Origin of the sequence: Pseudochrobactrum sp. sp1633 (genome assembly GCF_030376605.1) — a bacterium.
Lineage (GTDB): Bacteria > Pseudomonadota > Alphaproteobacteria > Rhizobiales > Rhizobiaceae > Pseudochrobactrum.
Window position 1 is genome coordinate 15,740 of sequence record NZ_JARRAE010000004.1, and the last position, 17,835, is coordinate 33,574.

Annotated in this window: 16 protein-coding genes and 1 other RNA gene; 10 read left to right on the forward strand and 7 right to left on the reverse strand. The window is 52.6% G+C overall.

Annotation, left to right across the window (positions count from 1 at the left end; translation table 11 throughout):
- Nucleotide 1: 1 nt before the first annotated feature.
- The 5 genes from P8H26_RS05485 to ffs all read right to left on the reverse strand — a co-directional run bounded on the left by P8H26_RS05485 (nt 2) and on the right by ffs (nt 4,491).
- Nucleotides 2–1,279 (reverse strand): lytic murein transglycosylase, encoded by a 1,278-nt coding sequence (locus P8H26_RS05485; protein WP_289631880.1) that lies wholly within the window; start codon nt 1,277–1,279, stop codon nt 2–4.
- Between the two features lie 61 nt (nt 1,280–1,340).
- Nucleotides 1,341–1,946: a recombination mediator RecR gene (gene recR / locus P8H26_RS05490; protein WP_289631881.1), complete on the reverse strand. Its 606-nt coding sequence runs from the start codon at nt 1,944–1,946 to the stop codon at nt 1,341–1,343.
- Nucleotides 1,947–2,026: 80 nt separating this feature from the next.
- Nucleotides 2,027–2,350 (reverse strand): YbaB/EbfC family nucleoid-associated protein, encoded by a 324-nt coding sequence (locus tag P8H26_RS05495; RefSeq protein ID WP_289631882.1) that lies wholly within the window; start codon nt 2,348–2,350, stop codon nt 2,027–2,029.
- Between the two features lie 73 nt (nt 2,351–2,423).
- Nucleotides 2,424–4,289 (reverse strand): DNA polymerase III subunit gamma/tau, encoded by a 1,866-nt coding sequence (locus tag P8H26_RS05500; RefSeq protein ID WP_289631883.1) that lies wholly within the window; start codon nt 4,287–4,289, stop codon nt 2,424–2,426.
- A gap of 105 nt (nt 4,290–4,394) precedes the next feature.
- Nucleotides 4,395–4,491, reverse strand: an RNA gene (gene ffs / locus P8H26_RS05505) — signal recognition particle sRNA small type.
- A gap of 169 nt (nt 4,492–4,660) precedes the next feature.
- Here ffs and P8H26_RS05510 point away from each other — a divergent pair.
- Both P8H26_RS05510 and nudC read left to right on the forward strand, forming a co-directional pair.
- Nucleotides 4,661–5,071 carry an HIT domain-containing protein gene (locus P8H26_RS05510; RefSeq protein WP_289631884.1) on the forward strand — a complete coding sequence of 137 codons (411 nt, stop codon included), beginning with the start codon at nt 4,661–4,663 and terminating at the stop codon, nt 5,069–5,071.
- A gap of 13 nt (nt 5,072–5,084) precedes the next feature.
- Nucleotides 5,085–6,059 carry an NAD(+) diphosphatase gene (nudC, locus tag P8H26_RS05515; protein ID WP_289631885.1) on the forward strand — a complete coding sequence of 325 codons (975 nt, stop codon included), beginning with the start codon at nt 5,085–5,087 and terminating at the stop codon, nt 6,057–6,059.
- 47 nt (nt 6,060–6,106) lie between these two features.
- Here nudC and P8H26_RS05520 read toward each other — a convergent pair whose 3' ends face one another.
- Both P8H26_RS05520 and P8H26_RS05525 read right to left on the reverse strand, forming a co-directional pair.
- Nucleotides 6,107–6,973, reverse strand: a complete 867-nt coding sequence (locus P8H26_RS05520; RefSeq protein WP_289631886.1) for a prephenate dehydratase — start codon at nt 6,971–6,973, stop codon at nt 6,107–6,109.
- A 51-nt stretch (nt 6,974–7,024) separates the two neighbouring features.
- Nucleotides 7,025–7,768 carry a 3-deoxy-manno-octulosonate cytidylyltransferase gene (locus P8H26_RS05525; RefSeq protein WP_289631887.1) on the reverse strand — a complete coding sequence of 248 codons (744 nt, stop codon included), beginning with the start codon at nt 7,766–7,768 and terminating at the stop codon, nt 7,025–7,027.
- Nucleotides 7,769–7,949: 181 nt separating this feature from the next.
- On the opposite strand from P8H26_RS05525, the gene P8H26_RS05530 reads away from it, so the two are divergent.
- The 8 genes from P8H26_RS05530 (at nt 7,950) to P8H26_RS05565 (ending at nt 17,812) form a co-directional block, all read left to right on the forward strand.
- A complete protein-coding gene (locus P8H26_RS05530; RefSeq protein WP_289631888.1) occupies nt 7,950–8,630 on the forward strand; it encodes a cytochrome c family protein in 681 nt (226 codons plus the stop codon).
- Between the two features lie 69 nt (nt 8,631–8,699).
- A complete protein-coding gene (locus P8H26_RS05535) occupies nt 8,700–8,924 on the forward strand; it encodes an alkylphosphonate utilization protein (protein ID WP_289631889.1) in 225 nt (74 codons plus the stop codon).
- A 145-nt stretch (nt 8,925–9,069) separates the two neighbouring features.
- Nucleotides 9,070–10,899, forward strand: coding sequence for an extracellular solute-binding protein (locus P8H26_RS05540; protein WP_289632181.1), 1,830 nt, complete (start codon nt 9,070–9,072; stop codon nt 10,897–10,899).
- Between the two features lie 91 nt (nt 10,900–10,990).
- On the forward strand, nt 10,991–12,904 hold the full coding sequence (locus P8H26_RS05545) for an extracellular solute-binding protein (protein WP_289631890.1): 1,914 nt from the start codon (nt 10,991–10,993) through the stop codon (nt 12,902–12,904).
- Nucleotides 12,905–12,964: 60 nt separating this feature from the next.
- Complete coding sequence (locus tag P8H26_RS05550) at nt 12,965–14,059, forward strand: microcin C ABC transporter permease YejB (protein WP_289631891.1); 1,095 nt, start codon at nt 12,965–12,967, stop codon at nt 14,057–14,059.
- Nucleotides 14,059–15,195 (forward strand): ABC transporter permease, encoded by a 1,137-nt coding sequence (locus P8H26_RS05555; RefSeq protein ID WP_289631892.1) that lies wholly within the window; start codon nt 14,059–14,061, stop codon nt 15,193–15,195. Before P8H26_RS05550 ends, P8H26_RS05555 begins: the two co-directional genes overlap by 1 nt.
- Nucleotides 15,192–16,835, forward strand: a complete 1,644-nt coding sequence (locus P8H26_RS05560) for an ABC transporter ATP-binding protein (RefSeq protein WP_289631893.1) — start codon at nt 15,192–15,194, stop codon at nt 16,833–16,835. The genes P8H26_RS05555 and P8H26_RS05560 overlap by 4 nt, the downstream gene beginning before the upstream one ends.
- The gene (locus P8H26_RS05565) at nt 16,832–17,812 is read left to right on the forward strand and encodes a 2-hydroxyacid dehydrogenase (RefSeq protein ID WP_374708235.1); all 981 of its coding nucleotides are present in this window, start codon (nt 16,832–16,834) and stop codon (nt 17,810–17,812) included. Before P8H26_RS05560 ends, P8H26_RS05565 begins: the two co-directional genes overlap by 4 nt.
- The last annotated feature ends 23 nt before the right edge of the window (nt 17,813–17,835 follow it).

Consider the following 17,835-nt stretch of genomic DNA (forward strand, 5'->3'; position numbering starts at 1 on the left):
ATCAGCGAATTGCTTTGACCAGCGCCTTATCAGGAAAGCACGTTGCTGGCTGGCCGTTTTTCTCCTGCCAGACGCCGATCGAGCGGCGGGTTTTAAATCCGGCAAGACCATCGGGTTTGCCGACATCATAGCCCTGTTTCTGCAAGCGCTTCTGCATGGCAGCGACATCGGAACGGTACAGCCCGCCGACATCGCCCCAGCCTTGCTGAAAGCCACCGGCGCCATAGCTCATCCGGTCGGACATATGGCCGATAAACAGCGCGTAGAGATCGCTCATATTATAGTTTTTCAGCACATAGAAATTCGGCGTCACGATAAATGCAGGCCCGTGACGACCGGCAGGCATTAGCAGAAAACCTTCTTGTGCCATTTCCTGTGCAGGGAATGCCTTGCCATTCACGCGGCTGATCCCCAATGCCGCCCAGTCCTTGAATGCCTTACCCTGATCCGGCCCTTCCAGCGAGCAGGACACGCTTTGTGGTACATTGACCTCATAACCCCAGTCGCGGCCTTTCTGCCAGCCAAAATGCTGCAAATAGGCCGCAATAGAAGCCAGCGTGTCCGGTACAGAGTTCCAGATATCGCGCCGTCCGTCCCCGTCATAATCAACGGCGTGTTTTAAGTAGGAGGTCGGCATGAATTGCGGTTGACCGAGCGCGCCCGCCCATGAGCTTTTCAGATGCGCGCTGTCCATATAACCTTTTTGCACGATTTCGAGTGCGGACAACAATTCCGCATGGAACATATCCTTGCGTGTGGCCATAAATGCTTTGGTCGCCAGCACTTCAAAACCGTTATAGGGAATTTTCACTGAACCGAAGGCTGATTCACGCCCCCAGACGGCAACGACGATACCGGCAGGCACGCCAAAATCACGTTCGATTTTCGCCAGCAGGCTCTTATGGGCATTGAGCTTCACCTTGCCATTGCTGACAACAGAATCAACTGTGCCCTTACGGAAATAACCGGCCGGTGAGCCGAATTCAGACTGTGTCTGCTGTTTCGGTGTCTGCGGCTTGGTGCCGGGCGGCACCAGATCCGGCAGTTTCCAGTTTAGCTGCACGCCGGAGAGAGACTGATTAAACACGCTGCGGCTGATACCGCGCTGCTGCGCCTGCGGCCACAGATCATTTTCCAGCCATTGCTGAAAGGCTACATTGGTTTTGGATTGAATTGCAGCAGAATAAGTCTGTGCCTGCGCTGCTGCTATGCTGAGCGGCGCTGCTGCACCAAACAGGCTGAACGCCACCAGAGCCTGACGGAGGAAAGTCTTCTGCATGGCTGCTCCTGTTATACAAAAATCCACCTGAAACTTGGATAAAAAATCAGTTGGTCAGGTTTTATAATGTTGTTCTGGCGCGCAAAGCCGCTGCCAAAGTCCCCTCATCGAGATAATCGAGCTCACCGCCCACCGGCACGCCATGAGCCAATCGGGTGATCTTCACATCCATCCCATCGAGCTGATCAGTGATGTAGTGTGCCGTGGTCTGCCCTTCGACCGTGGCATTGACCGCAAGAATAATCTCTTTGATCTCGCCACCAGTCACTCGTTCGATCAGGCCTTTGATGTTGAGATCATCCGGCCCCACACCATCCAGCGGCGACAAACGGCCACCCAGCACATGATAGCGCACATTCATGGTGCCAGCACGCTCCAGCGCCCAGAGATCGGACACATCTTCGACAACGATGAGCATGGAAGGGTCGCGACGCGGATCTTCACAAACCGTGCAGGGATCGCTGGTATCCACATTTCCGCAGCAGGAACAAATACGCACTTTTTCTGCGGCTTCCTGCATGGCAGAGCCAAGCGGCACCAGCAGCGCATCTTTTTTCTTGATCAGATGCAGCGCGGCGCGGCGTGCCGAACGGGGCCCCAGCCCCGGCACGCGGGCAAGAAGCTGGATCAGGCGTTCAATTTCAGGACCGGCGATTCGTTTTGACATAATGAATATCTAAAACATTTAACGCCCGAATAGAATCGGGCGTTATTGTATAAGTACGTGTTATTCAACCTGCGCTTTGATTAGAACGGCAGTTTCATGCCCGCAGGCAATGGCAGACCGGCGGTCAGCGCCTGTGTCTTTTCAGCCATCATTGCTTCCAGCTTGGCTTTTGCATCATTATGTGCGGCGATAATCAGGTCTTCCAGAATTTCGCCTTCGCCTTCTTTGAGCAGCGACGGATCAATTTTCAGGCTGGTCAATGTGCCTTTGCCGAGCAGGGTCAGGCTCACCAGACCACCGCCGGAAGTAGCGCTGACTTCCATCTGCGCGATTTCTTCCTGCATGGCCTGCATTTTGGCCTGCATTTCTTTTGCTTTGCTCAGCATCCCCATCATGTCACGCATGTGGCAGAACTCCTCGAATTACTCATCTTCAATAAATGGTTCATAGCTACAGCAGTTTCAACCGCAGCTAAAATTAATCGTCATCGTCAGAATCGCCGCTATCCACACCCGGATCCGGCATTTGCATTTCCAGCTCAGTGTCGTCATCCGGCGTGGTGATACGCACGTCGATGATTTTCGCACCCGGAAATTTGGCAAGAATCGCAGCCACATCTGGATCAGCGCGGGCATCTGTCACCAGTTCCTCGCGCCGTGCAGTTTCAACTTCAGCTACGGTCTGGCCGCCACCGTCACGGGCGACTGAGACCATCCAGCGTTCGCCCGTCCAGTCCAGCAAGCGCTGCGACATATCCGTGGCCAGCGTTTTCGGCGCATGTTCGGTCAGTGCAATTTCCATACGGTTCTGCCCGATGGAAACCAGACGCACAAAGTTTTTAACCAGCACTTTAAACTGCAGATCGCGCTTATTGCCCGCCAGATTGACAATATCATTCAGGTCACGAATGCGTACTGATGCCTGCTCAACGGAAGGCTTTGGTTCTGCAACGGCTTGCGGTTGAATGACTGTCTGTGCAGCAGGCTCTGCAAGCCGAAGAGCGGCACCGCCATTAGTCTGGCGCTGCATCATCTGACCGGAAACCGCATCAGCAGACGCATAGGCTGTTGCGCCGCCACCGGAACCATTCCCGCCACCACCTTGCGGAGCAGATGGGGCAGAGCTGCCACCAGTCTGGCCATTGGCAATGGCTTTCAGCGCTTCATCCAGTGTCGGCAGATCAGCAGAATGCGCTAAACGGATCAGCAACATTTCTGCCGCCTGAACCGGACGCGATGAGGTCTCCACCTCATGAATACCCTTGAGCAACATCTGCCAGCAACGCGACAGCGCACGGATAGGCAATGTTTTGGCAAATTCCGCCCCACGCATACGCTCGTCTTCCGAGAGCGACATATCCTGTGCCACTTCCGGTGTGAAACGCAGACGCGTAACCAGATGGTTGAAATCCGCCAGATCGCTCAGCACGACCGAAGGATCGGCACCCACGTCATATTGCGCGCGGAATTCTTTCAAAACGCCTGCCACATCACCGCGCATCAGCATTTCAAACAGATCGATAATACGCGCACGGTCGGCAAGACCGAGCATTTCACGCACAGTCTGGCTGTCGACTGTGCCGTTACCATGCGCAATCGCCTGATCGAGAATCGAAAGGCTGTCGCGCGCAGAACCTTCACCGGCACGTGCAATCATCGCCAGCGCTGTGTCATCAGCCTGCACATTTTCAAGGCCGGTGATCTTGCGCAGCAGGCTGGTCAGCGTGCCGGATTCAATACGGCGCAGATCAAAACGCTGACAGCGCGACAGCACCGTAATCGGCACTTTACGGATTTCTGTTGTCGCGAAAATGAATTTCACATGCGGCGGCGGCTCTTCCAAAGTCTTCAGCAGGCCGTTGAAGGCCTGATTGGAGAGCATGTGCACTTCGTCGATGATATAGACTTTGTAACGGGCAGAAACCGGACGGTAGCGCACCTGTTCAATAATCTCACGGATATCATCAATACCGGTATGCGAGGCAGCATCCATCTCGATCACATCGACATGACGGCCTTCCATAATCGCCTGACAATGCTCGCCCAGTTCTGTGAGATGCACACTCGGCTGATCAATTGTATCTGTTTTATAGTTCAGGCCGCGCGCCAGAATACGCGCCGTTGTGGTCTTACCCACCCCGCGCACACCGGTCAGCATCCATGCCTGCGCAATGCGTCCTGCTTCAAAAGCATTGGTCAAGGTGCGCACCATCGGCTCCTGACCATAAAGATCATCGAAATTCTGCGGGCGGTATTTACGGGCGAGAACGCGATAGGCGTTGTCTGCCGGTTTATTGTCCATGGATTTCGCTCGCTCCTTCAGATCCGACTTTTTAAAAGCCATTCTGCTGTAGCACAGATCATCAGCCTATTGAAAACAGAAAGCGGCCTGACGGAAAAACCTTGCGGCTTTCAGTGAACAACTATCTTGATTTTAAAAAGGAAAAAAGTGGGAGGCTGGCACGATGACCCGTGCCGAGCTCGTTAGGGCTGCTTCCTTCCGGACCTGACCCGGTTGGCGAGTGGTACGTCCACCACCAACCTCCCGCGCTTCATATCGGAAATTTATGCGCAAAATGCAAGGCTCAAAAGAACCGGGATAAAAAAATATAAATTATTTTCACGCATTTTATGTTTGAATAGTTCCAGACTACCAGAAATTTGCTTCTGAACCCTGTCCGGTAAAGATAAAATCCTCACAAAAGGCACCGCATCATGCCAGATTTCGCCCTTGATCAACGTCTGCAAAATGACTGCTTTCCTATTGGCCCGCTCGGCTTGTGCCAATTGCTGCTGATGAATGACAAACGCTGGCCGTGGCTGATCCTCGTGCCGCAGCGCGACAGTAAATCGGAAATTCATGAGCTGACACCATTGGATCAGACCATGCTCAGCTTTGAAACCTCTATGGTTGCAGAAGCGATGAAAGAGGCAACGGGTTGTGAAAAGATCAACAGCGGAGCGCTCGGCAATATTGTCCGCCAGCTGCATATTCACATCATTGCCCGCAATAGCGGTGATGCGGCATGGCCGGGCCCGGTCTGGGGACATGGCACACGCGAACCTTATACCGAGGAAGAAGCGCATCAGCTGATCAGTGATCTGCGCGCGCGCCTTTCAGCCTGAGTTTCAGCGCATCATGCTCAAATTTTCTGATACTTCAGACGCGGTGGATTCCAGCAACAAGCTTGGTTTTGCCGGTAGAACACTTGATCCGCAGGCCGAGAAACGCGATGAATCCAGCTTGGCCAAAGCGCTGGCCAATCCCGATGCGCAATTTTTGCTGTTTGCTCGTAATAAAATCATTCTGAAACAGGGCACACCGGAACAACGCGCTTTGTTCAGTCATGCGGAAATGCGTACTCTGCAAGGGGATGCGGATTTGACCGGCAAGGAAAATCTGATCCTGCTGGGGGAAGCGGAGGGCATTGCCTATCTTGCACTGGACACTGATCTCGCCCCAGAAGCACTCACCCTCCCGTTTGAAGCTTCAGAATATCGCACACTATATACGCATAATTTGTTGAGTCCTGCACTCAGCGGCATGATTGCTCAAGGTGCGGCTCTTCTTGCATGGCATAAAACGCACCGCTTTTGCGGGCGTTGCGGCCAGCAAACGGAAATGCGGATCGGCGGTTTCAAGCGGGTTTGCACGAGCTGCAATGCAGAGCATTTTCCGCGCACTGATCCGGTGGTGATCATGCTGGTTACGCATAAATCGGCGGCCGGAGATCATTGCCTGTTGGCACGCGGTGCGCATTTTGCCCCGCTGACCTATTCCTGCCTTGCGGGTTTTGTGGAACCGGGTGAGACGATTGAAAATGCCGTGCGCAGAGAAGTGCGTGAAGAATCCGGCCTGCCTGTCGGACAGGTCACCTATCATGCCAGCCAGCCTTGGCCGTTTCCCTATTCTCTAATGATCGGCTGTTTTGCGCAGAGTTTTTCCGATGAACTGAACCTCGACCAAGATGAGTTGGAAGATGGTCGCTGGTTTACCCGTGAAGAAGCGAGAGCCATGCTGGACAACAACCATGATCAGGGTCTGCGTACCCCGCCTGCCGGTGCCATCGCAAGCGCGCTGATCCGACATTGGGTAGAAAATCCTGACAAATAAAAAACGCCGGATTGCTCCGGCGCTTTTTCAATCTGTTAAAATTGGTTTTACTCAGCTGCAAGCAATTGCTTGCGGTTCTCACTACCCGGATAAACGCCGACAATACGCACTTCCTTGGTGAAGAATGCCAGTTCTTCCAGCGCGAGCTGCACGGAGCGATCATCCGGATGACCTTCAATATCCGCATAGAACTGCGTGGCTATGAAAGTGCCGCCAATCTGATAGCTTTCCAGCTTGGTCATGTTGATGCCGTTGGTGGCAAAACCGCCCATAGCCTTATAGAGCGCTGCAGGCACGTTGCGCACGCGGAACACAAACGTCGTCACCATCAGTTCATCCGGTGACTGGCGCGGTGCCCATTGCTCCTGTTTGGACAGAACGACAAAGCGTGTAATATTATTTTCCGCGTCTTCGACATTCTTCTGCAAAATCTCCAGACCGTAGAGTTCTGCTGCCAGAAACGGTGCCAGAGCAGCCTTGCTCTTGTCGCCCATTTCGGCCACCTGACGGGCAGCACCGGCAGTATCACCGGCAATGACCGGCTTCCAACCATTGCCGCGAATGACTTTACGGCATTGCCCCAGCGCATGAATATGACTGTGAACGCTCTTAATCTCTTCCATTTTTGTGCCCGGCAGCACCATTAGCTGGAAATGGATCGGCAGAAAATATTCGCCGATAATATGCAACCGCGACTCAGGCAAAAGGTGATGAATATCCGCGACGCGACCGGCCAGTGTGTTTTCGATCGGAATCATCGCCAGATCGGCTTCACCATTTTCAACGGCATTAAATGCGTCTTCAAAGGTTGCACATGGCAGCGGCTCCATTGTCGGAAACATATTGCGGCAGGCCGTGTCGGAATTTGCTCCCGGTTCACCCTGAAACGCTATTTTATTGGTCTTCGCTGCCATTTTTGGTGCCTTTGACTATTTTATTAAATGCTTATCTGTTTTTCCCGAAACTCAGCGTGACAGAAACTGCCGCGCCTTTTCCAGATCTTCCGGTGTATCCACACCGAGCGGAAAGGATTGAACCACTTCCACATCGATTCGCATACCCGCCTCCAGAGCACGCAGTTGTTCGAGTTTTTCACGCAGTTCCAGTGTGGACGGCCCTAATGCGACAAATTTCTCCAGTGCGGAGCGGCGATAGGCGTAAAGACCGATATGGTGATAAAGCGGGCCATCACCATAAGGTGCAGTGGCGCGGGTGAAATAGAGCGCCCGCAGTTTATTGGCACCATTCAACGGCGAACCAACGATCTTCACAACATTCGGATTGGTCTTTTCCTTCTCGTCAGTAATCTCAACGCCAAGGGTCGCAATATCCGCAGGACCATCAATCAGTGGCTGCAAAGCTGTTTTGATCAGCGCCGGATCAATGGTCGGCAGGTCCCCCTGCACATTGATCACCGCATCAAATTCTTCATTTTGATCAATAGCTTGAAGCGCTTCATAAATTCTGTCTGAACCTGATTCATGGTCACCGCGGGTCATGACAGCTTCAAGTCCGTGGGCTTCCACAGCTGCTTTAATCTCGGTACTGTCAGTTGCAACAACAACGCGTCCCAGCCCCGATGCCTGTGCACGTTCTGCCACATGAACGATCATCGGCTTTCCGGCAATATCGGCCAGAGGCTTGCCGGGAAGACGCGTGGAGGCCATACGGGCGGGGATCAGGATCAGCGATTTAAATGGCTTAGACATGGCTACTCATCCGAAAGTGTCAAAAAGTCACGGGTACTGCTGTTCTTATAGGTGTTGCCAGCGCCAAGCAAAAGACCTAGTTTCCGGCGAAAGTCAGTAATGGAGGGCGACCCTCCCCTAAGACGTATCAACTAATACCGCCAAGTAAAAGGCGTTGGGGAAGAGGAGCGCTAGCGGCCACATGGAATCGTCTCAATCCAACAAGTTTATCATGGCTTTTCTGGCCACAGTTTTTGTCGTTATGACCATCGGTATTTCTTCCGATGCGATTTTCTCGACAGCACATCCTGAAAAAGCCGGTTATGAAATCGCAGCTGCTGAAAGCGGCGCACCGGCAGCCGGTGGCAAAGAAGCCGCTGTTGCTGTTCCGATTGCAACATTGCTGGCAACAGCTGATCCTGCACGCGGTGCAACAGTGTTCAAACGCTGTGCGGCCTGCCATACCAGTGAAAAAGGCGGCGCTAACAAAGTCGGCCCGCATCTCTGGGATGTTGTGAACCGTCCTGCTGCAACAGTTGAAGGCTTCAGCTATTCCGCTGCGATGAAAGAATTTTCGCAGGGCGGCAAAGAAGTCTGGAATTATGATCACCTCAACAAATTCCTGACCTCTCCAAAAGGCTATATCAAAGGCACTGCTATGGGCTTTGCCGGCGACAAAAAAGACAATGAACGTGCAGATCTGATTGCTTATCTGCGCTCCCTGTCTGACAATCCGGCTCCACTGCCTTCACCGGAAGCTGCTGCTCCTGCAGAAGAAGCAAAACCGGCCGGAGACAAGCCTGCTGAAGCGCCTGCTGCACCAGCGACAGAAACACCGGCTCCTGCCGCACCGGAAGCACCGGCACCGCAGCCTGCCAACTGATCCTGAAGATCAGCACCTGATCATCAAGCCGGGCTCAATGCCCGGCTTTTATTTTGAAGGAAATATTTCATGTCTGATGAACCAATTGTACGCGACAGCAACGGCACCCAGCTGCAGGACGGCGACTCCGTTACGCTCATCAAAGATCTCAAAGTCAAAGGCACATCCGAGACGATCAAGCGTGGCACGCTGGTGAAAAACATTCACCTGAACGGCCGCGACGGTGAGGTTGAGTGCAACACCAAACAGGTAAAAGGTCTGGTTCTGAAAACGGAATTCGTCAAAAAAGCCTGATCATTACAAAGATTTAATTCGCCACTCCTGAATTTTGCTCTGCTTTTGCCCGCTTTCCCTTTTAATTAATGCGGGGATCATTAAAGTGTTAGCATTATATGCGAGCAGAATATGGGGTGGCGAATTGAAAACAGCATTGCGGATTATGCTTATTGCGGGATTGAGCCTGAGCAGTCATCTGGCATCAGCTCAGGATAAAGCTCCCGACAATGCTCTGCCGTGGCGTCACGCTAACAGCCTTACAGGCGAGCCTAAATATCCTGAAGGCTTCAAGCACTATGACTATGTCAATCCGCAGGCACCCAAAGGCGGCACGCTCAATCAGGTTGCTGTCGGCACGTTTGACAGTCTGAACCCTTATGTGGTTCAGGGTGTTCCGGCGGCCGGTCTGGCCAATTTCGGCGGTGGCATGCTCTATGACACGCTGATGGACCAGTCGATGGATCAAAGCTCGACCAACTACGGTCTGGTTGCCGAGGCGATGCAATATCCGGACGATTTTTCCTGGGTAAAATTCCGCCTCAACCCGAAAGCCGCATGGCACGACAAAACCCCGATCACTGTTGACGATGTGATCTGGTCATTTGATACGCTGAAAAAACAATCTCCGCTCTATAACCGCTATTATGCCGATGTCGTAAAAGCGGAGAAGACCGGTGATAATGAAGTCACCTTCACCTTTGACAAAAGCGGCAATCGCGAACTGCCAAGCATTATGGGCGATCTTGTCGTGCTGCCGAAACATTGGTGGGAAGGCAAAGACAAAAACGGCAAACAGCGTGATATCAGCCGCTCTACGCTGGAAATTCCGCTCGGCTCCAGTGCTTATAAAATTGCGTCCATGAATCCGGGAAAATCCATTACATGGCAGCGTGTTGACGACTATTGGGCAAAAGACCTGCCGACCCATGTCGGACGCTATAATTTCGATCAGGTGAAGTACGAGTACTTTCTGAATAATGACGCCACATGGGAAGCCTTCAAAAAAGGCGGTGTCTATGATTACCGTCTGGAAAACATGGCGCAGCGCTGGCAAGAGCAATATAATTTTCCGGCGGTTGAGCGCGGCGATGTCATCAAAACCAGTTTTCCGTTCCATGCAGCCGGACGCATGCAGGGCACGTTCCTGAATACGCGAAAAGCTAAATTTCAGGATGTGCGCGTGCGGGAAGCACTCAACTGGGTGTTCGACTTTGAAAGCATGAACCGCCTGTTGTTTTTCAACCAGTATAAGCGGATTGAAAGCTATTTCGCCGGCATCGATCTCGCATCTTCTGGCCTGCCGTCGCCGGAAGAACTGAAAATCCTTGAAACAGTGCGCGGAGAAATTCCGGAAGCTGTTTTCACCAAACCTTATAAATTACCGGTTTTTGACACACCGCAGGCCATGCGCACCAATCTGCGCCATGCCATTGACCTGTTTTCTCAAGCCGGATGGGTTGTGAAAGACGGTAAGCTCACCAATGACAAAGGCGAGGTCTTCACACTCGAAATTCTGACCGAAAACCCGAATGACGAGCGCGTGGTCAATCCGTTTATCAATAATCTGCGCCGCGTCGGTATCAATGCATCCTTACGCGTGGTTGATGATGCGCAATATCAGGCACGGGTCAATGATTTTGATTATGATGCCATCATGACCGTGGTTGCGCAAAGCCAGTCTCCCGGCAATGAACAGCGGGAAATGTGGAGCAGCAAATCTGCCGATATGAAAGGCAGTAAAAACTACGCAGGCATCAAAAATCCGGCAATCGACAAGCTGGTTGACCGTGTTGTCTATGCCAAAGATCATGATGATCTGGTTACCGCAACACGCGCGCTCGACCGTGTTCTGCTCTGGAATTATTACACCGTGCCGCAGTGGTACTCAGACAAAATCAATATTGCTTACTGGAACAAGTTTGGCCTGCCGGACAAACAACCGGATTATGCCGGTATTGATCCGTTCTCCTGGTGGGTGAAGCCCAAGCCATAAACTGGCTCACTCTGATATGGTCTTGTATTATAGCTCGCAATTTTGTGGCTTTAAGCAAGACTAGACACCCCTGAAAAACAGGAGAGACACAATGGCAGAGCATATCGCGCCTCAGAACCACAGCCTCATGAACCGGCGCCGAGTTCTCGTTCTGAGCGGAGCGGCGGTACTGAGTTCAGCTCTGCCTTTTCGCCTTCAGGCGCAGGAAAACAGCAAAGCCGCCGCTCACGGTTTGGCGGTTTATGATGATCTGAAATATCCGGCAGGCTTCAGCCATTTTGATTACATTAACCCGCAGGCTCCGAAAGGCGGCACCTTTCGCTACTCTGTAAACGAATGGGTTCTTAATCAGGCTCAGAACACCTTCAATACGCTCAATACATTTTCAGCCAATGGTGATGCCCCGCCGCGGATGGAAAATTGCTTTGATTCATTGATGGTTCGCGCATTGGATGAGCCCGATGCCGTCTACGGGCTGGTCGCAGAGAGCGTAACCGTCAGCGACGATGGTAAGAGCTATATTTTCAAACTGCGTGAACAGGCGCGCTTTCATGATGATACGCCACTAACGGCGCATGATGCGGCTTTCAGCTATGATCTGCTGAAAGAAAAAGGACATCCCGGATTAAGACTGCTGCTTGCGGCACTGGAATCAGCAAATGCAGAAAATGATTATCACCTTCGCCTGACCCTCAAGGGGGACAATGCCGGAAAAAATCGCCGCATCATCACCAGTATGGTTTTGCTGCCGATCCTCTCCAAAGCCTATTACACGCAGAACAGTTTTGACGGGAACAACCTGAATATCCCTCTCAGCTCGGGTGCCTATAAAGTCGGGGCATTATCAGCTGGTCAGTTTATTGAATATCAGCGCAATGAAAATTATTGGGCCAAAGATCTGAATGTGAATATCGGACGTAATAATTTCGACCGGCTTCGCATCGAGTTTTTCCGCGACAGACAACCCGCCTTTGAGGCCTTTAAAAAAGGTATTCTGGACTGGCGCGCTGAAAGCGTTTCCAAATCATGGGCGAATGATTATGATTTCAGCGCAGTACAATCCGGAAAAATCATCAAAAAACGCTTCCCCGCATGGAAATTTCCATCCATGCAAAGCTGGGCACTGAACCAGCGCCGCGAGCGTTTTCGGGATCCGCGTGTGCGTGAAGCCATTGCACTCTGCTTTGACTTTGAGTGGAGCAACCGCAACCTGTTCAGCAATCTCTACACGCGGCTACAATCCAATTTCAGCAATTCGCAATTTGAAGCGAAAGGCAAAGCATCAGCCGCAGAACAGGCCGTTATTGCGCGTCATGCAGCCTTGATAGATGAAGCCACACGCAACGCGCTGATGGATGATCCGGTCACGATGGCGACAACGGACGGCAGCGGACGCAACCGCGAACAATTGCGCCGCGCAGCCAGCCTGATGAAAGAAGCCGGTTTTGAGCGTAAGGGCGAATGGCTGACCGGTAAAGACGGTCAGATTTTTACGCTGGAAATCCTCAATGATTCTGACGGATTTAACCGTGTCTACAATCCGATGATCAAAAACCTGCACGCGATCGGTATCAATGCGAGCGTGCGCATGGCAGAAGCGGCAACCTATCAGAAACGACTGTTGGATTTTGACTATGACATGATGGGTCTTGCCTCGAGCTCATCTCCCACACCAGACAGATCAGGACTGGCACTGATCTATGGTTCGGAAAGTGTTGATCTGCCCAGCTCTCAAAACTATACCGGCACAAGCAGCCCTTTGATTGACGCCTTGCTGGACGATGTTGACAAGGCCGACAACCGCGATGAGCTGACAGCAATCCTTCGTGTTCTTGACCGGCTTTTGCGCTATCGCCGCGATTGGATACCCTGCTGGTCGGCGGGTGGAAAACTCATCGCCTATTGGGACAAATTCGGCATGACGGGTTCTCCCCCTTATGGCGGATATCCCGAATATTACTGGTGGCTTGATAAAGAGAAAGCAGAGCGGCTTGGTAAAACATAATTCAGGTCTTTGTATTAAAACTTTTAACGATAAGAATAAAATAATAGGAAATTCACGCTAATGGGCGCTTATATTCTCCGACGCCTGCTGCTTATGATCCCGACCATTCTGGGGATTATGGCCATTTCTTTCGCTGTCATTCAGTTTGCCCCCGGTGGTCCTGTCGAGCGTGTTATTGCGCAGTTGCAGGGACAGGGCGGCGATGCGATGGACAGGCTTTCAGGCGGCGGCGCTGATGCCGGTGCCATTTCAATGGACAGCGGCGGCTCCTCGAAATATCGCGGCGCACAGGGGCTTGATCCTGAATTTATCGCCAGTCTGGAAAAGCAGTTCGGTTTTGATAAACCACCGCTGGAGCGCTTCGGCCAGATGCTGTGGAATTATGCGCGCTTTGATTTTGGCCGCTCTTATTTCCGCGACATTGAAGTTCTTGATCTCATTAAAGAAAAACTTCCGGTTTCAATCTCACTCGGCCTGTGGCTCACGCTGATTTCCTATATGATTTCCATTCCGCTTGGTATTGCCAAGGCCGTGCGTGACGGTTCGCGCTTCGATGTCTGGACCAGCGCGGTGATTATTGTCGGCTATGCTATCCCGAGCTTCCTGTTTGCGATTATGCTGATCGTGCTGTTTGCAGGCGGCTCGTTCCTTGACTGGTTTCCGCTGCGCGGACTGACCTCGCCCGACTTTGACCAGATGAGCCTGTGGGGCAAGATCACCGACTATATCTGGCATATGGCACTGCCGGTACTGGCGCTCGTGCTGTCGGCCTTTGCAACAACAACGCTGCTCACCAAAAACTCGTTTCTGGAAGAGATTCGCAAGCAATATGTCACCACTGCGCGCGCAAAAGGCCTGACAGAACGGCAAGTGCTCTACGGCCATGTTTTCCGTAATGCGATGCTGATTGTGATTGCCGGTTTTCCCGGCGCGTTCATCACTGCATTTTTCACCGGCTCGCTGCTGATTGAAACCATCTTCTCACTCGACGGTCTGGGGCTGCTTGGCTATCAGTCTGTTCTCAACCGCGATTATCCGGTGGTCTTTGCCAACTTGTTTATCTTCTCGCTGATCGGCCTGCTCGTCAGCCTGCTCTCCGATCTCACTTATACGTGGATTGATCCGCGCATTGATTTTGAACGGAGGGATGTGTGATGAGCGATATCACTGCCGCCTCTCCTGCGCGCGTCAAACGCCCGTTTCTTTCACCGCTCAATCAGCGGCGCTGGCGTAATTTCAAGGCAAACCGCCGTGGCTGGTGGTCGCTGTGGATCTTTCTGTTCCTGTTTATCACCTCGCTGTTTGCTGAATTTATCGCCAATGACAAGCCGATACTGGTTTCCTACAAAGGCGAAATTCTCATGCCGGTGCTGGTCGATTATCCGGAGGAAAAATTCGGCGGTTTCTATGCCGTGACCGACTATCGCGACCCCGTGATACAGGACGAGATCAACCAGAACGGCTGGGCAATCTGGCCGCCGGTGCGTTACTCCTACCGCACGGTAAATAGCGAAATTCCGGAAGCCGCACCGTCCAAACCTTTCTGGATGATGTCGAAGGAACAGCGCTGCGCACGCTACGTGCAAGGTGTTGACGATCCGAACTGCACCATCGGCAATATGAACTGGCTCGGCACAGATGATCAGGCACGCGACGTCTTTGCCCGCGCGCTTTACGGCTTCCGCATTTCTGTGCTGTTCGGTCTCATCCTCACCGCTTTTTCCGGTGTCATCGGTGTCACTGCCGGTGCGGTACAGGGTTATTTCGGCGGCTGGGTTGATCTTATCTTTCAGCGCTTCATCGAAATCTGGTCGTCGATACCGGTGCTCTATCTGTTGCTGATTATCGCGGCCATTTTGCCGCCCGGCTTCTGGATATTGCTGTTCATCATGCTGCTTTTCTCATGGGTCGCCTTTGTCGGCGTCGTCCGTGCAGAGTTCCTGCGCGCGCGCAATTTTGAATATGTGAATGCAGCGCGTGCGCTGGGTGTCAACAACCGCACCATCATGTGGCGGCATTTGCTGCCCAATGCGATGGTCGCAACCCTGACCTTCCTGCCCTTTATTCTCAACGGTTCGATCACCACGCTGACATCGCTTGATTTTTTAGGCTTCGGCCTGCCGCCGGGCTCCGCATCGCTGGGTGAAATGCTGGCGCAGGGCAAAAACAATCTTCAGGCTCCCTGGCTTGGCCTGACCGGCTTTGCCGTTATCTCGCTGATGCTGTCATTGCTGATTTTTGTCGGTGAAGCAGTGCGTGATGCCTTTGATCCGCGAAAGGCTTTTAAATGAGTTCCCATGAAAAAGCCGATGTGCTGCTGAGTATCCGTGATCTGTCGATTGCCTTCCATCAGGATGGCAAAGACAGGGTCGCCGTCGATCATATTTCCTTCGACATTCACAAGGGCGAAACTGTTGCTCTGGTGGGGGAGTCCGGTTCGGGCAAATCCATCTCTGCTTTATCCGTATTGAAGCTGCTGCCCTATCCGTCAGCGAGCCATCCGTCCGGTCAGATTATCTTCAACGGTGAAGATATGCTGGCCATGCCGGAGAGCAAGCTGCGCGGTGTGCGTGGCAATGACATTGCCATGATCTTTCAGGAGCCGATGACCTCGCTCAATCCGCTGCATACGGTTGAGCGCCAGATCAGCGAAATTCTGCGTCTGCATCAGGGCATGGGCGAGAAACAGGCGCGTGAACGCACGCTGGCATTGCTCAATGAAGTGGGCATCCGCGAACCGGAAAAGCGCTTGCAATCCTATCCGCATCAGCTTTCCGGCGGGCAGCGCCAGCGTGTGATGATTGCAATGGCGCTGGCTAATAAGCCAAAGCTGCTGATTGCCGACGAGCCGACAACCGCGCTTGACGTGACCGTGCAGGCGCAAATTTTGCAGCTGCTGGCCGAGTTGAAGCAGTCACAGGATATGTCGATGCTGTTCATCACCCATGATCTGGGTGTAGTGCGCAAAATTGCCGACCGTGTTTGCGTGATGCATCAGGGCAAGATTGTTGAAAGTGGCAAAACGGAAGAGATTTTCACCAATCCGCAGCATGATTACACCAAGCATTTGCTGAGTGCAGAACCAAAGGGCGCACCTTTGCCGGCACAGGACAATGCGCCTCTGGTGATGCGCGGCGAGGATATCAAAGTCTGGTTTCCGATTAAAAAGGGTTTCCTGCGTAAAACCGTTGATCATGTCAAAGCGGTTGACGGTATCAATGTTGAATTACGTGCAGGCCAAACCCTCGGCGTGGTCGGTGAATCCGGTTCCGGCAAAACCACACTAGGCTTAGCACTGTCACGTATGATCTCCTCAAAGGGCTCCATCCGCTTTGACGATAAGAATATTGACCAATATTCCTTTAGCGATATGCGCCCGCTGCGCCGTGAAATGCAAATTGTGTTTCAGGATCCTTTCGGCTCACTGTCTCCGCGTATGTCGGTGGCGGAGATCATTGCTGAAGGTTTGCAGGTGCATGAGCCCAAACTCTCGCAAGATGAACGGGATGCAAAGGTCGTTGCCGCCCTGCACGAGGTTAATCTCGATCCGGAAAGCCGCTTCCGCTATCCGCATGAGTTTTCCGGCGGACAGCGCCAGCGCATCGCTATTGCCCGTGCGATGGTGCTCAATCCGCGTTTTGTGATGCTGGATGAACCAACCTCAGCACTGGATATGAGTGTGCAGGCGCAGGTGGTTGAATTATTGCGCAATTTACAAAAAAAGCACAATTTAAGCTATCTTTTCATCAGTCACGACTTGCGCGTGGTCAAGGCTCTTGCCAATCATGTGCTTGTGATGCGCAATGGCAAAGCGGTGGAATATGGTCCGGCGGAGGAAATCTTTGAGGCGCCGAAAACCGATTACACCCGCGCATTGATGGCAGCAGCCTTCCGCTTGGAGACGGCTGAAAAGGGAGTGGTAAGCCAATGAGTGCAACGACAAAACACACTGGCCAGAATATGGGCAAAATCTATTTTGCAGTCACCGGCTGGGATCCGGATATCTGGATCAAAGCCTTTGCCAAATATGCCCCTGAACGTGAAATTGTTACTGAGGTTAAACCGGGAGATGAGGCCTCAATTGACTATGCGCTGGTGTGGAAACAAAAGCGCGGTTCTCTCACCAATCTGCCTAATCTGAAGGTCATTTTTTCGCTCGGTGCCGGTGTCGATCATGTTTTCCATGATGATCTGGTGCCAAACCTGCCGATTGTACGCACCATTTCGCCTGACCTGACCATGCGGATGACCGAATATGTGGTCTGGCAGGTACTTGACCATCATCGTCTGGGGCCGCAATACCGCGCCCAGCAGCTGAAAAAAATCTGGCGTGAAGACCGCCGTCAGCCTGCGGCCAATGAGGTCAATGTCGGGATCATGGGCTTAGGCGTCCTTGGCCGTGATGCCGCTGAAAAGCTGAAACATCTTGGCTTCAATGTCAGCGGCTGGAGCCGCCGCCCGCAGGATGTGGCAGGCGTTGCTACCTATCACGGCAAAGACGGCCTGTCAGAATTCCTCAAGCAGGTTGATATTCTCGTCTGCCTGCTGCCACTGACACCGGATACCAAAGGTATTTTGTCGATGTCGGTCTTTGGCCGTATGAAAGAAGACGGGCCGCTTGGCGCACCGGTTCTGATTAATGCAGGGCGCGGCGGCTTGCAAAATGAAGCGGATATTCTGGCTGCACTGGAGCGCGGTCAGCTTTCAGCCGCCTCGCTTGATGTGTTTGAAAAAGAACCGCTGCCGGAATCCAGCCCGCTCTGGGACAATCCGAAAGTGACGGTCACCCCGCATGCAGCCGCCAGTTCATCTGCCAATGCGCTGGCGCCTGAAATCGTAAAAATGATCACAGATTATGAGCGTGACGGAACGCTCACCAATCTCGTGGACCGTGAAAAACAATATTAGAGCGCCCGGCGCCCATTGGACGC